Consider the following 14,255-nt stretch of genomic DNA (forward strand, 5'->3'; position numbering starts at 1 on the left):
GCAGCTAGCGGCCCTGGAAGCTCGGGGTGCGCTTCTCGGCGAACGCTCGGGGACCTTCCTTGGCGTCCTCGGACGCGAAGACGGCCACGCCGACCCTGGCGTCGTCGGCCCAGCAGTCCTCCTCGTGCTTGCCCTCGGAGTCGCGGACGGTCTTGAGGATGGCCTGCACGGCGAGCGGGCCGTTCGCGCAGATGAGGTCGGCGATCTCGTGGGCCTTGTGCAGCGCCTCGCCGTCCGGGACGACGTGGCCGATCAACCCGATCTCCTTGGCCTCCGGCGCCTTGATCAGGCGGCCGGTGAGCAGCAGGTCCATCGCGATCGTGTACGGGATCTGGCGGGGGAGCCGGACCGCGGAGCCACCCATCGGGTAGAGGCTCCACTTGGCCTCCGCGACGCCGAAGCGTGCGGACTCGCCGGCGATCCGGATGTCGGTGCCCTGGAGGATCTCCGTGCCGCCGGCGACCGCGGGGCCCTCGACGGCCGCGATCAGCGGCACGGTCAGACGGAACCCCTTGAGCAGGCCCTTGATCACCGACGGGTCGAAGCCGGCCTTGAAGCTGTCGTCCGGCGAGCGCTTGGTCGCCGCCTTGAGGTCCATGCCCGCGCAGAAGAAACCGCCGGCGCCGGTGAGGATGACCACCCGGATGGAGTCGTCGCTGTTGGCCCGGTCCCAGGCCTCCTCCATGATCGCCATCATCTCGCCGGACAGCGCGTTGCGCGCCTCCGGGCGGTTCATGGTGACGACCAGCTTGTGGCCGTCCTGCTCGACGAGACAGTGGGGAGCGTCGGTGGTCATGGCGCGGAGCCTAGCCAAGAACGAGAACGTGTTCTAGTCTCGCCGCGTGGCCCTCAACATCGCTGACCTGTTTGAACACGCCGTCGATGCCGCCCCCGAGAACCTGGCCCTGAAGGTCGGCGACCGGGCAGTCACGTACGCCGAGCTGGAGGCGGACGCCAACCGGCTGGCGCACTACCTGCTGTCCCAGGGGGTGAAGGCCGGCGACCACGTCGCGATCTACGCCAAGAACAGCATCGAGCACGTCGTGGCGACGCTCGCGATCGTCAAGGTCCGCGCCACCACCATCAACGTGAACTACCGGTACGTCGAGTCCGAGCTGGACTACATCTTCGACAACGCCGACGTCGTCGCGGTCATCCACGAGCGGTCGTACGCGCCGCTGGTCGCCAAGTGCTGGCCGAAGCACGACAAGCTGAAGGTCGCCGTCGTCGTCGACGACGCGCTCGACCCGTCCGACAGCTCCGACTTCTCGTCGTACGGCGGCGTCCACTACGACGACGCGATCGCGGGCCAGAGCGCCGAGCGCGACTTCGGGGAGCGCAGCGCGGACGACATCCACATCATCTACACCGGGGGCACGACCGGCTTCCCGAAGGGCGTCATGTGGCGCCACGAGGACTTCTGGCGCGTGCTCGGCGGCGGCATCGACTTCTACTCGGGCGAGCCGCTGGAGGAGTTCGACCAGTCCAAGCAGGCGACCGACCCGCGGATGGTGACGTTCCCGCTCAGCCCGCTGATGCACGGTGGCGCCCAGGCGGGTCTGCTGATGCACCTGTTCGCCGGCCACCTGACGGTGCTCGAGCCGAAGTTCGACCCGGTCCGCACCTGGGAGATCATCGAGCGCGACAAGGTCCAGCTGATCTTCATGACCGGCGACGCGATGGCCCGGCCGCTGATCGAGGCGTTCGAGGAGAAGGCCGCGTCCGGCACGCCGTACGACGCCTCGAGCCTGTTCGCGATCTCCAGCAGCGCCGCGATCTTCAGCCCGCCGGTGAAGGCGCGGTGGATGGCGGCGTTCCCCAACTCGGTCTTCACCGACTCCGTCGGTGCCACCGAGACCGGGTTCTCCGGCATGGGGATGGGCGACCCCAACAACATCAACCCGGACGGCCCGGTCGTCGGCCTCGGCCCCGGCAGCGTCGTGCTCGACGAGAACAACAAGATCCTCGACATGGAGACCAGCGTCGGCAAGACCGGCCGACTCGGTCGCGGCGGCTCGGTGCCGGTCGGCTACTACAAGGACCCGGCCAAGTCGGCGGCGACGTTCCTCGAGATCGACGGCGCCCGCTACTCGGTGCCGGGCGACTTCGCCCGGATCGAGGAGGGTGGTCGCGTGACGCTGCTCGGCCGCGGCTCGAACTGCGTCAACACCGGCGGGGAGAAGGTCTACCCCGAGGAGGTCGAGATGGCGATCAAGGGCCACCCGGCCGTGTACGACGTCCTCGTGGTCGGCATCCCCGACGAGAAGTACGGCCAGGCGGTCGCCGCGGTCGTCGAGCTCCGCGAGGGGGAGTCGCTCGAGCTCGAGGACCTGCGCACCTACCTGCGCGAGCACCTGTCGGGCTACAAGCTGCCGCGGTCGCTGACGATCGTGGACCGGGTGCCGCGCAACGCGACCGGCAAGGCGCAGTACCCCGCCGCCAAGGAGATGGCGCTGGCCGGCTTCGCCGCCAAGGCAGCCACCGTCGACCCGACCTCTGTCTGACCGTCTCCGTCGATTCTTGGGAGAGACCACCATGCGTACCCCTCTGTGTGACACCTTCGGCATCGACTACCCGATCTTCGCCTTCACGCCGTCCGAGCACGTCGCGGCCGCGGTGTCGCGCGCGGGAGGACTGGGCGTGCTCGGCTGCGTCCGGTTCAACGACCCCGAGGAGCTCGAGCAGACGCTCACCTGGCTCGACGAGAACACCGACGGCAAGCCGTACGGCGTCGACATCGTGATGCCGATGAAGATCCCCACCGAGGGCAAGTCCATCGACCTCCAGGCGCTGATCCCGGAGGAGCACGTCACGTTCGTCGAGCAGACCCTGCAGAAGCTCGGCGTACCCCCGCTCCCGGAGGGCGAGGGCCGCGAGGGCGTCCTCGGCTGGCTGCACTCGGTCGCGCGCTCGCACCTCGACGTGGCGCTGAGGCACCGTCCGGTGCTGATCGCCAACGCGCTCGGCTCGCCGCCGGTCGACGTGATCGAGAAGTGCCACGAGCACGGCATCAAGGTCGCCGCGCTCGCGGGCGCCGCCAAGCACGCGCTGTCGCACGTGCAGAACGGCGTCGACATCATCGTGGCCCAGGGCTACGAGGCCGGCGGCCACACCGGTGAGGTCGCCAGCATGGTGCTGCAGCCCGACATCGTCGACGCGGTCGGGCCCGACGTGCCGGTCCTCGGCGCCGGTGGCATCGGCTCCGGCCGGCAGGTCGCGGCGTCGCTGGCGCTCGGCTCGCAGGGCGTGTGGACCGGGTCGATCTGGCTCGGCACCGAGGAGTACCAGAACCTCCAGTCGAACGCCGGCTGGACGACCGCGTTCACGCGCGCCACCTCGTCCGACACCGTGCGCACCCGGATCTACACCGGCAAGCCGGCCCGGCTCCTCAAGACCAAGTGGACCGAGGCCTGGGCGGAGGAGGACGCGCCGTCGCCGCTGCCGATGCCGCTGCAGAACCTGCTCGTCGCCGACGCGCACAACCGGATCAACGCCTCCGGCGACCCGGACGTGATCTCGATGCCGATCGGCCAGATCGTGGGCCGGATGAACGACGTGCGTCCGGTCGCCGACGTGATGGCCGACCTGGTCGCGGAGTTCGAGGAGACCGTCGGGCGGCTGGAGTCCATCCGCAAGTAGGCGCCTCGGTAAAGGCAGTCTCCAGGTATCCGCAAGGTCGCGCCGCCGCGCCGTCGCGGGTGCTGGATGACGCCCACCTCCGTGTCACCATCGTGGACGAGGGGAGAACGTTCCCCTCCACGAAGGTCTGGGGGGAACTTCGATGCGAGAGATCCTGCACGTCCTGATCACGGCCGTGGTCGTCCTGGTCGCCGCCGTCTGCACGCTCGTCCAGCTGAGCGACGCCGACCAGGCGCTGGAGCGGTTCGACGGTGACCCGACGGTCATCCAGCAGATGAGCAGCGGACGCTAGCTCAGGTCGGGGTGCGCCCGGCCGGCGATGAGCGGCAGGTCCAGGTACGTCTTGATGCCGGGCTCGGCGGCCACGACGTACGGGATCGAGTTCACGCAGTGGAAGGCCGTGGCGGTCACGCCCGGGTTGCGCTCGAGGCCTTCCTCGACGGTGTCGGGCTGCCAGCCCTTGATCGTCACCGTGCAGCTCGGGTCGCCCTGCACCTCGACCTCGAACCGCTCGCCCTGCGGGCCGAACTCCCACGCCGGGTCGAGGTTCTCCTCGCCCATCAGCCAGTTCACCGCGATCCGTACGACGCAGGTCTCGCCGACGAACGCCTCCCAGATGAAGCGCTGCCCGGCGACGTGGCCCGGCTCGATCACGCCGATGGGGGAGTCGATCGGCGCGGTCGCGACCGCGACCTCCTGCGACGTGCGCACCCGGGGCTCGGCCGCGAAGCCCAGCGCATCCACGCACATCCGCACCGACTGGATGAAGCCGCCCGACAGCAGGCCGAGCATCGGGCCGCCCATCGCCTCCTCGGGCTTCCCGCCGAACATCATGATGTGGCGGACGACGTCGGGTGCGTTGTACGTGCGGATGTCGGAGAACTCCTCGCCGCGCACGAACGTCACGGCCGACGAGAGCGCCGAGAACATCAGCGGGTGCAGCTCGGTGATGCCGCCGGGGTTGATGCCGGTCCCGTGCAGCGTCGTACCACCCTCGGCGCATGCGGCGGCGAGGGGAGCACCGTCCCGCTCGGACGGGTAGAACCAGCCGACCGGCGTGACGACGTTCTTGCCGCTGCGCAGGATCGCGGCGACCTCGTCGCGGTCGGGGATCAGCGGTGTGTAGACGACCGCGTCGGCCTCCATCGCGAGGATCTCGTCCTTGCTGGTCGTGGCGAGGACGCCGAGCGGATCGATCCCCAGGATCTCGCCGACGTCCATGCCGTTCTTGCTGTCGGAGTGCACCCAGCACCCGACGAGCTCGAGGTCGGGGTGGAGCAGGATGCCTTCGATCGCCGCCCGGCCGACGCCGCCGGTGGCCCACTGGATGACGCGCACGGCGCCACCCTCGCAACTAGAACGTGTTCTTGTCTAGGGGGTGGTGGGCAAACCGCAGGGGTCGCGCAAGCGAGCGGCGCTCGGCGCCGCGCCGGCACGGCGCGGGATCGCAACGCGGCCAGCGTGGATGCTGAGCGCCGCGTGCGAGTTCTCCGGACCGGCCACCTAGAGCGACGTCATCGCGCCGACGGTCTCCGGCTGGAACTTCGGGAACACCGTCGCCGTCGAGGCGCCGAAGCGCGAGGACACGACCTCGGCCAGCACGCTGCGGTAGTCGGTGGTCACCAGCAGGTCGGAGTCGCCGTCGTCGGTCAGGCCCGGCCAGGTGCCGTAGTACTTGCCGCCCTTGACCCCGGCGCCGGCCAGGAACATCACGTTCCCGTAGCCGTGGTCGAGGCCCATGCTGGCGTTCTCGACCACGCGGCGGCCGAACTCGCTGATCGTCACGAGCGTGACCTTGCTCGACTGGTCGCCGAGGTCCTCGAAGAACGCCGCGAGCGACTTCGCCAGGTCCGCGGCGTTGTTGTACAGCCAGCCGCGCTCGGAGGTCCCGAGGTCGGAGTGCATGTCCCAGTCGCCCTGGTCGACCGTGATGACCTCGACGCCGACGTTGCCGCGGATCACCCGGGCGACCTCGGAGAGCGCGCGGCCCAGGTCGGTGCGCGGGTACGTCGACGCGTGGTCGGGGGTCTCGATCACGGGGGCGAAGTCGTCGAGCGCGTCGAACACCGCGTGCATCGCGGTGCCCAGCGAGGTGTTGTTGCGGTCCCAGAGCTTGTGCAGCGACGCGCGGCGACCCTTGGTGATGTCCCACTTGTCGTCGCCGGGGATCCGCACCGACGCGACGTTGCCGGCCGACATCACCGGCTCGGGTCCGTAGAGCGAGGTGGGGACCACGCCGCCGCTGACGTTGAAGCCCTGCAGCGGGGAGCGTCCGGAGTCGGTGCCGATCAGCCGGTTGAGCCAGCCGGTGCGGATGTCCGAGCCCGGGTCCGCGTCCTCGACCTCCTCCATCGCGGAGAAGTGCGAGCGGTTCGGCGCGGCGAGGCCGGTCGCCTGGACGGCGGCCAGCCGGCCGGACTGCCAGAGCGGCAGCAGCGGCGCGAGCTGCGGGTGCAGGCCGAACATGCCGTCCTTGACCAGCAGCCGGTCGGCCGGGACGGCGATGCGGGGCCGAGCGCTGTAGTAGACCGGGTCGGCGTGCGGCACGACGAGCGAGAGCCCATCGGCAGCGCCGCGCAGCGACAGCACCACCAGGACGGAGTCGGCGGGCGTGCTGGCCGCGGCCGAGGTGGTGATCGCGGCGGAGCCGACGACCGTGGTGGCGCCGGCGAGCGCGAGCGCGCCGGAGAACAGGCCGCGTCGCGACATCCGCGCGAACTCGGGGCAGCAGGGCTGCTGGGGCAGGGGGGAGGTCATGGCGGTCACCGGGTCAGGAAGGCGGGGGAGTCGAGGAAGGTGGTCAGCAGCCGGTACATGTTCCACTTGACGAGGCCGTGGTCACGCGTGATCCGCTCGCGCGGCTCGACGTCGACGGCCAGGCAGCACGCCTCCAGCAGCTCGGCGGTCGAGCGCCGGTGCAGGATCACCTGCGACAGGTGGTCGACCATCACGTCGAAGCGGACCGGGAACTTCGGGGCCCACCACGCGGGCGGGTGGTAGGCGACGCCCTCGTTGGGCCACCAGCCGGCGCTCAGGGTCAGGTGCACGTCCATCGAGGCCAGCAGCCGCGACGGCGACGACCAGGCCCGGTTATCGATCGGCTGCCCGTCGGGTCGCGGCCAGTCGAAGGGCTTGGTGCCGATCCCGTCGGCCTGCCACAGCAGCGCGTTCGCGGCGTACTGGTCGCCGTCCTCGCCCTGCGGCGGCCGCTTGAGCCGGATGTCGAGAGCGCGGTACGTCGCGACCAGGTCCTCGCCGGGGTCGCGCACCTTGAGCCCGGCGGACCCGGCGAGCTCCTGCGTGTCGAACAGCGCCTGCAGCACCGGGACGATCTCGGTGTCGTTGTCGAGGTAGACCTCGGCCAGGTAGTCGATGAGCTCCTGCGACGGGTTGTCGCTCACGAACTTCACGGCGAGCTTGCGCGCGACCCGCTGGGCGGTGGCGGGGTGCTGGGCGAGGTAGCGGAGGTACTGCCGCGTGACCGGCCGGCCGTCGGCGTCGGCGTTCTCATGGGTGAAGTCCATGACCTTCACCGGGCCGCGCGAGTGCCACTTCTGGCGGTACTCCGCCACGAACGTGTCCCACATGTCGACGCTCCAGCCGGTGAGGATCCGGGCGGAGTCCTTGACGTCGTCCTCGGTGTAGTGGCCGCGGCCGACCGTGTGGAGCTCGAGCAGCTCGCGGCCGAGGTTCTCGTTCGGGTGCGACGAGCTCGAGCTGACGTTGTCGAGGTTGATCAGCATCGCGGGGTGCGTGATCACGCCGATCAGCAGGTCCTCGAACCGGCCGAGGGCGCCCTCGCGGATCACGTCGCCGTACTGCGTGCGCCAGAAGCCCTGCGCGTCGCCGTTGACCGGCACGTTGAAGTGGTTCTCCCAGAGCTCGGTCATCACCTCGAGCACCTGGCGGCGCGACCGGATCCGGCGCACGAGCAGCCAGCGCTGGTAGTCGGCCATCACCTCCCAGACGCCCTCGATCTCGTCGCGCTGGCGGTGCCAGAGATCGGTCGCGTCGCGGTACAGGCTCGGCCACCAGTCGCGCAGCCCGTTCGCGGCCGGGTCCGGGATCGACGCGGGGTCCAGCTGCGCGGCGAACCAGGCGCGCGCGCCACCCGCGGCGCGCACCTCCTTGGCGAGCGCCGGCGTGACGCCGTACGAGAACCGGCCGACCAGGTGCCGCGACCGGGCGCTCAGCAGCGGAGCGCCCTGGTAGCGCCCGGGGGTGTACGCCGGCGCAGCGTCGGCTCGGCCGGCGAGCCCGACGGCGGCACCGGTTGCCGCGCCACCGAGGACGAGGCGACGTCGAACTGCCATGTGGGGTGCTCCAGGGGGTAGTCACGGTGCCCGTTCGCTTCCCGAGTGGAAGGGCGGCCCGCGGCCGGGCAAAAGCGTAAGGGCACAACCGCGTGCGCGATGTGTCTTCGCTGAATGTCGTCCTTTCGGGCGGCCCGGTAGAGTGCTGCGAAACGCCCCCACCCAGTGAGGACACGACGTTCCGCCCATGGACGGCTCTCAAAGTCCGTTGCTCTCCCCTCCTGAGGGAGAGCGCCGATGACCTCGTGGTTGCTGTTGACCGCAGCCCTGCTCCTGATCGCGGCCTGCGGCGTGTTCGTGGCCGCGGAGTTCTCCTTCGTGACCGTCGACCGCGGCCAGGTCGACCGGGCCGCCGAAGCCGGTGACAGCGGTGCTCGCGGCGTGCAGAAGGCGCTGCGCTCGCTCTCGACGCAGCTCTCCGGTGCCCAGGTCGGCATCACGATCACCAACCTCGCGATCGGCTACCTCGCCGAGCCGGCGATCGCCGACCTGATCGCCGACCCGCTCGCGGCGGTCGGGGTCCCCGACGATGCCGTGCGCCCGATCGCGATCACGCTCGGCCTGGTGCTCGCCACCGTGCTGACCATGATCTTCGGCGAGCTCGTGCCGAAGAACCTCGCGATCGCGAAGCCGATGGCGGTGGCGAAGGCGACCCAGGGCTTCCAGCGCGGGTTCACCGCCGCGATCCGCGGACCGATCCGCGTGCTCAACGGCGCGGCCAACGCGATCGTGCGCCGCCTCGGCATCGAGCCGCAGGAGGAGCTCCGCTCCGCGCGCAGCTCGACCGAGCTCGCGTCGCTCGTGCAGCGCTCGGCCGAGCAGGGCACGCTCGAGCGGGAGACCGCCGAGCTGATGGAGCGGTCGGTCGAGTTCGGCTCGCGGACCGCCGGCGAGATCATGACCCCGCGGGTGCGCACCACCACGCTCGACGTCAACGACCGCGCCGCGGCCGTCATCGACACCACCCGCGCCACCGGCCACTCGCGCTTCCCGGTGCTCGACCAGGACGAGGTCGTCGTCGGCACCGTCCACGTCAAGCACGCGGTCGCGCTGTCGCAGGGGGAGCGGGCCACCACCAAGGTCAAGCACCTGATGGCGAAGCCGATCCTGGTGCCGGACTCCCTGCGCCTCGACCCGCTCCTCGCGCTGCTGCGCAAGGACGGCTACCAGCAGGCGGTCGTGCTCGACGAGTACGGCGGCTTCGCCGGCATCGTCACGCTCGAGGACGTCGTCGAGGAGATCGTCGGCGACATCTCCGACGAGCACGACCGGCTCAACAACAGCGCGCGGCTGCAGCGCGACGGCAGCTGGTCGCTGTCCGGCCTGCTGCGCCCCGACGAGGTCGAGGACGTCACCGGCATCGAGCTGCCCGACCACGAGGACTACGACACGATCGCCGGCCTGGTGCTGCGCGTGCTCGGCCGGGTGCCGTCGGTCGGCGACCTCGCGGAGGTCGTCGTACCCGATCGCACCGACCCGGACGAGCCGGGCGAGCGGCTCGCCGTGCTGACCGTCGAGCGGATGGAGGGGCTGCGCATCGACCGGCTCCGCCTGCGCATCCTGGACGGGGAGGACGTCTCGTGAGCGACTCCGCCGCGATCCTGCTGGCCGTCCTGCTGCTGGCGTTCAACGCGTTCTTCGTCGGCGCGGAGTTCGCGCTGGTGTCCGCACGGCGCAGCCAGATCGAGCCGCGCGCCCAGGCGGGCTCCCGCATGGCGCGCACGACCCTGCGCGCCATGGAGCACGTGTCGCTGATGATGGCCGGTGCCCAGCTCGGCATCACGATCTGCTCGCTCGGCCTCGGTGCCGTCGGCGAACCCGCCGTCGCGCACACGCTCGAGCCGTTGTTCGAGAAGCTGCACGTCCCGCACGAGATGCTGCACCCGGTCTCGTTCGTCGTCGCGCTGACGATCGTGGTGTTCCTCCACGTCGTGCTCGGCGAGATGGTGCCGAAGAACATCGCGCTGGCCGGCCCCGACCGGGCCGCGCTCGTGCTCGGCCCGCTGCTGCTCGGGATCGTCACGGTGCTGCGCCCGCTGATCGTCGGCCTCAACGCGATCGCCAACGGCGCCCTGCGGCTGATCCGCATCGAGCCCAAGGACGAGGTCAGCTCGACGTACACCCGCGAGGAGGTCGCCGCGCTGGTCGAGGAGTCCCGGGGCGAGGGCCTGCTCGCGGACGACGAGTACGACCGGCTGGCCGGCGCGCTGGGCTTCACGGAGAAGACCGTCGGCGCGGTGCTGATGACGCCGAACTCCCTCACGACCGTGCGACGCGGTGCCAGCGCCGCGGACGTCGAGGCGCTGTGCGGCACGACCGGGTACAGCCGGTTCCCGGTGGTCTCCGACGACGCCGACCTGATCGGCTACGTGCACATCAAGGACGTGCTGGAGCCCGACGAGCAGCGCCGGGTCCGCCCGATCGACGACAAGTGGATCCGGAAGTTCGCGCTGGTCTCGGCCGACGAGGCGCTGCACGACGCGCTCGAGAAGCTGCAGCGCGAGGGCGCCCACATGGCCCGTGTCGTCGACGCCGAGGGCTTCACCCTGGGCCTGGCGACCCTCGAGGACGTGATCGAGGAGCTGGTCGGCGAGATCCGCGACGCGGCGCACCTCGAGGACGTGCCCGTGTCGGGGTCTGAGGAATCGGAAGGGACGTCCACCGGCCGCTAAGGTTGCCCGGCAGAGGACACAGCAGAGGACCCAGGCAGACAGGCGAGCAGTGGCGGACGACTCGACGCGCAGTCGCGTGTGGACCGTGCCCAACCTGCTCAGCATGCTGCGGCTGCTGGGGGTGCCCCTCTTCCTCTGGCTGGTCCTCGTGCCGGAGGCGGACTGGTGGGCGCTGGCGGTGCTGATGCTCGCCGGCGTCACGGACTTCCTCGACGGGTACCTCGCGCGCCGGTTCGACCAGGCCTCCCCGCTCGGGCAGATCCTGGACCCGGTCGCCGACCGGCTCTACATCCTGGCGGTCGTCGTCGGGCTCGCGCTGCGCGACATCATCCCGTGGTGGGTGGCGCTGTCCCTGCCGTTGCGGGACCTGCTGCTGTGGGGGCTGGTGCCGCTGCTGCGCACCCGGGGCTACAGCGCCCTGCCGGTGCACTTCCTCGGCAAGGCCGCGACGTTCAACCTGCTCTACGCCTTCCCGCTGCTGCTGCTCGGCGACGGCGACGGCACGGTCGCGACGCTCGCCAACGTGTTCGGCTGGGCGTTCGCGCTGTGGGGGATCGGTCTCTACTGGTGGGCGGGGATCCTCTACGCCTGGCAGGTCCGCACCCTGCTGAGGACGACCGAGCGGCGACGGGCCGAGACCGATGCCTGACACCACCGACCGGGTCAACACCCCGCTGCTGACGCTGATCACGCAGCAGTCCCTCGACGAGGACTACCAGGCCGTCGCCGAGCGTCGCGCCGCCGGGAACGGTGGTACGCCGCCGCGGCGGCGTCCGGCTCGCACCGCGGGGATCGTGGTCGCCGCCTTCGGGCTCCTGGTCACGGTCGCAGCCGTGCAGACCAACGCGAACGAGGGCGTCCAGAGTGCTGGCCGCGAGTCCTTGATCCAGCAGATCGACGCGAGCAAGAGCGACCTCGCCCACCTGCAACGGCGCATCGTGCGGCTGCGCGAGCACAACCTGGCCCTGCAGAGCCGGTTCGACGACGTGGCCTCCGAGCAGCAGGAGGCCGTCGTCCGCAACGAGCGGCTGGCCGCGGGCTCCGGCTTCGGCCCGGTGCAGGGCCCCGGCGTCCGGGTGACGGTCGACGACTCGCCGACCGGCGGCCTGGTCGTCGACCACGACCTGCGCCCATTGGTCAACGGCCTGTGGGACGCCGGCGCCGAGGCGATCTCGGTCAACGGCCAGCGGCTCACGTCGCGCTCCGCGATCCGCAACTCCGGGAACGCCATCCAGGTCAACTCCCGGCCGCTGTCGCCGCCGTACGTCGTCCAGGCGATCGGCGACCCGCTGACGCTCGAGGCGAACCTGATGGAGACGACCGGCGGGCTGCTCTTCCGCGACCGGGTCACCAGCTTCGGGTACCCCTGGGACATGGACACGGTCGACGACCTGCAGCTCCCGGCGGCGCCCGCCAAGCTCCTCCGGTTGCGCAACGCCGCCGAGGGCACCGCAGTGCAGAACCTGAACGACGACAAGACCGAGCAGAAGATGGAGGCTCCGCAGTGATCGCAGCTCTCGGGTTGCTGGTCGGGATCGTCCTGGGCATCGTGTTCCAGCCCGACGTCCCGCTCGGCCTGGAGCCCTACCTACCGATCGCGGTCGTCGCCGCGCTCGACGCCGTGTTCGGCGGCCTGCGCGCGTACCTCGACGGCATCTTCGACGACAAGGTCTTCGTGGTGTCGTTCGTCAGCAACGTCGTGATCGCGGCCGGCATCGTCTACCTCGGGGACAAGCTCGGCGTCGGCGGCCAGCTCTCCACGGGCGTGATCGTCGTCCTGGGCATCCGGATCTTCTCCAACGTCGCCGCCATCCGAAGGCACCTGTTCCATGCCTGACCACGACCCGACCCCGGCCCCGACTCCGGCACCGACCCCGGGGCCCGACGAGCAGCCCACCGGGCGGGAGCGGCTGCGCCGTGCCCTGACCCGCCCGAGCCGCGGGCAGGTCGTGGTCGCCGTGCTGCTCGCCGCCGTCGGCTTCGCCGCGGTCACGCAGGTGCGCTTCAACGACGTCGACAACTCCTACGGCAGCCTGCGCGAGCAGGACCTGATCGACGTGCTCAACGGCCTCGCGGTCACCAGCCAGCGCGCCGAGGCCGAGATCGCCCGGCTCGAGAGCACCCGCGACGACCTGCTGTCGGACACCGGTGCCCGCGAGGCCGCGCTGGCCCAGGCCCAGAAGGACGCGGACACGTTCTCGATCCTGGCCGGGCTGGTCCCGGTCACCGGCCCCGGCATCCGGATCACCGTCACCGAGACCGACGCCCCGGTCGAGGTCCAGGACATGGTCGACACCTTCCAGGAGCTGCGCACCGCCGGCGCCGAGGCGATCCAGGTCAACGGCCAGGTCCGCGTCGTCGCCAACACCGCCGTCGAGGACGCGACCGGGGGGCTGCTGATCGGTGGTGAGCTGGTCACCTCGCCGTACGTCATCGACGTGATCGGCGACCCGGACACGCTGTCCTCGTCGGGAGTCGAGTTCCCGTCCGGTCCTCGGGACCTGTTCGAGGAGGACCGCGCCACCGTCGAGGTCGAGAAGCTCTCGTCGCTCGACATCGAGAGCACCGTGAAGCTGCCCCGGACCGAGTTCGCGGACCCCGCGCAGTAGGGTCTGCGTCATGTACCCCGAGGACCTCAAGTACACCGTTGAGCACGAGTGGGTTCGCCGGCCCGGCGAGCACGAGGGCTCGGTCCGCATCGGCATCACCGAGTACGCCCAGGACGCGCTCGGTGACATCGTCTACGTGTCGCTGCCGGAGGTGGGCGAGACCGTCGCCGCCGGCTCGACCTGCGGTGAGCTCGAGTCGACCAAGTCCGTCAGTGACATCTACGCCCCGGTCTCCGGCGAGGTCGTCGCGCGCAACGACGCGCTCGACGCGACGCCGGAGCTCGTGAACAGCGACCCGTACGGCGGCGGCTGGCTCTTCGAGGTCGTCCCGACCGACGCCGGCGAGGTCGACGGTCTGCTCGACGCGGCGGCCTACCAGGGCACGCTGGCCGGCTGAGCCCGTCTGGCCGATCTGGCCTTGCTCGGCTCGATCTGGCTGATAGGTTCGGGGCAACCGTCAACCTCAAGCCAGCCTTGAGGGTTTGCGACCCGATCTCGAAGGACTGACCGATGCCGTTCTGCACCTCGTGTGGCACGCGGAACCCCGACGACGCACGCTTCTGCTCGCAGTGCGGCTCCCCGCTGGTGGCCGCCGCGCCGGCAGCCGGTGACGTCGGCGGCGAGTCCACCGCGACGATCTCGATCGGCATGGACAAGGCCGAGACGTCGGACCGCCAGCTGAACCCGGTCGACGAGGCCGCGGTCGACGCGCTGCCCGCCGGGCACGCCCTGCTGGTCGTCCAGCGCGGCCCGGGCTCCGGCAGCCGGTTCCTGCTCGACGTGGACGTCGTGCATGCCGGCCGGCACCCCGAGAGCGAGATCTTCCTCGATGACGTCACCGTGTCGCGCCGGCACGCGGAGTTCCACCGCGACGGTGAGTCCTTCACGGTCAGTGATGTCGGCAGCCTCAACGGCACCTACGTCAACCGCGACCGGATCGACCGCGTCCGTCTCAACGACGGTGACGAGGTCCAGATCGGCAAGTACCGCCTGGTGTTCTTCGCGGGGCACTCGAGTTGAAC

At 70.7% G+C, this 14,255-nt stretch carries 15 protein-coding genes; 11 read left to right on the top strand and 4 right to left on the bottom strand.

Translation table 11 applies throughout. From position 1 onward, the window contains the following. Positions 1–4: 4 nt before the first annotated feature. On the bottom strand, positions 5–796 hold the full coding sequence (locus MJ604_RS06765; protein ID WP_243057558.1) for a crotonase/enoyl-CoA hydratase family protein: 792 nt from the start codon (positions 794–796) through the stop codon (positions 5–7). Between the two features lie 46 nt (positions 797–842). Here MJ604_RS06765 and MJ604_RS06770 point away from each other — a divergent pair, with 46 nt between their 5' ends. The 3 genes from MJ604_RS06770 to MJ604_RS06780 all read left to right on the top strand — a co-directional run bounded on the left by MJ604_RS06770 (position 843) and on the right by MJ604_RS06780 (position 3,931). Continuing rightward, positions 843–2,504, top strand: a complete 1,662-nt coding sequence (locus MJ604_RS06770; RefSeq protein ID WP_243057559.1) for an acyl-CoA synthetase — start codon at positions 843–845, stop codon at positions 2,502–2,504. Positions 2,505–2,535: 31 nt separating this feature from the next. Next, on the top strand, positions 2,536–3,639 hold the full coding sequence (locus MJ604_RS06775) for a nitronate monooxygenase family protein (protein ID WP_243057560.1): 1,104 nt from the start codon (positions 2,536–2,538) through the stop codon (positions 3,637–3,639). A gap of 142 nt (positions 3,640–3,781) precedes the next feature. Then, positions 3,782–3,931: a hypothetical protein gene (locus MJ604_RS06780; RefSeq protein WP_243057561.1), complete on the top strand. Its 150-nt coding sequence runs from the start codon at positions 3,782–3,784 to the stop codon at positions 3,929–3,931. Here MJ604_RS06780 and MJ604_RS24170 read toward each other — a convergent pair. From MJ604_RS24170 to MJ604_RS06795, 3 genes are all read right to left on the bottom strand, one after another. Beyond that, positions 3,928–4,977 (bottom strand): hypothetical protein, encoded by a 1,050-nt coding sequence (locus MJ604_RS24170; RefSeq protein WP_243057562.1) that lies wholly within the window; start codon positions 4,975–4,977, stop codon positions 3,928–3,930. The two genes, MJ604_RS06780 and MJ604_RS24170, sit on opposite strands and share 4 nt — an antisense overlap. Before the next feature lie 165 nt (positions 4,978–5,142). Next, complete coding sequence (locus MJ604_RS06790) at positions 5,143–6,396, bottom strand: DUF1501 domain-containing protein (RefSeq protein WP_243057563.1); 1,254 nt, start codon at positions 6,394–6,396, stop codon at positions 5,143–5,145. 5 nt (positions 6,397–6,401) lie between these two features. Further along, positions 6,402–7,952, bottom strand: coding sequence for a DUF1800 domain-containing protein (locus tag MJ604_RS06795; RefSeq protein WP_243057564.1), 1,551 nt, complete (start codon positions 7,950–7,952; stop codon positions 6,402–6,404). A gap of 237 nt (positions 7,953–8,189) precedes the next feature. On the opposite strand from MJ604_RS06795, the gene MJ604_RS06800 reads away from it, so the two are divergent. The 8 genes from MJ604_RS06800 (at position 8,190) to MJ604_RS06835 (ending at position 14,253) form a co-directional block, all read left to right on the top strand. Further along, positions 8,190–9,536, top strand: coding sequence for a hemolysin family protein (locus MJ604_RS06800; protein ID WP_243057565.1), 1,347 nt, complete (start codon positions 8,190–8,192; stop codon positions 9,534–9,536). Beyond that, positions 9,533–10,624, top strand: a complete 1,092-nt coding sequence (locus MJ604_RS06805) for a hemolysin family protein (RefSeq protein ID WP_243057566.1) — start codon at positions 9,533–9,535, stop codon at positions 10,622–10,624. The genes MJ604_RS06800 and MJ604_RS06805 overlap by 4 nt, the downstream gene beginning before the upstream one ends. An 85-nt stretch (positions 10,625–10,709) precedes the next feature. Then, positions 10,710–11,273: a CDP-alcohol phosphatidyltransferase family protein gene (locus MJ604_RS06810; protein ID WP_374458334.1), complete on the top strand. Its 564-nt coding sequence runs from the start codon at positions 10,710–10,712 to the stop codon at positions 11,271–11,273. Beyond that, positions 11,266–12,132, top strand: coding sequence for a DUF881 domain-containing protein (locus tag MJ604_RS06815; protein ID WP_243057567.1), 867 nt, complete (start codon positions 11,266–11,268; stop codon positions 12,130–12,132). Before MJ604_RS06810 ends, MJ604_RS06815 begins: the two co-directional genes overlap by 8 nt. Next, complete coding sequence (locus MJ604_RS06820; protein ID WP_243057568.1) at positions 12,129–12,461, top strand: small basic family protein; 333 nt, start codon at positions 12,129–12,131, stop codon at positions 12,459–12,461. Before MJ604_RS06815 ends, MJ604_RS06820 begins: the two co-directional genes overlap by 4 nt. Further along, positions 12,454–13,233 carry a DUF881 domain-containing protein gene (locus MJ604_RS06825; protein WP_243057569.1) on the top strand — a complete coding sequence of 260 codons (780 nt, stop codon included), beginning with the start codon at positions 12,454–12,456 and terminating at the stop codon, positions 13,231–13,233. Before MJ604_RS06820 ends, MJ604_RS06825 begins: the two co-directional genes overlap by 8 nt. Before the next feature lie 10 nt (positions 13,234–13,243). Continuing rightward, a complete protein-coding gene (gene gcvH / locus MJ604_RS06830; RefSeq protein ID WP_243057570.1) occupies positions 13,244–13,630 on the top strand; it encodes a glycine cleavage system protein GcvH in 387 nt (128 codons plus the stop codon). Between the two features lie 113 nt (positions 13,631–13,743). Further along, positions 13,744–14,253, top strand: a complete 510-nt coding sequence (locus MJ604_RS06835) for an FHA domain-containing protein (protein ID WP_243057571.1) — start codon at positions 13,744–13,746, stop codon at positions 14,251–14,253. Positions 14,254–14,255 lie beyond the last annotated feature (2 nt).

The organism is Nocardioides sp. SR21 (assembly GCF_022761125.1).
Taxonomy (GTDB): domain Bacteria; phylum Actinomycetota; class Actinomycetes; order Propionibacteriales; family Nocardioidaceae; genus Nocardioides.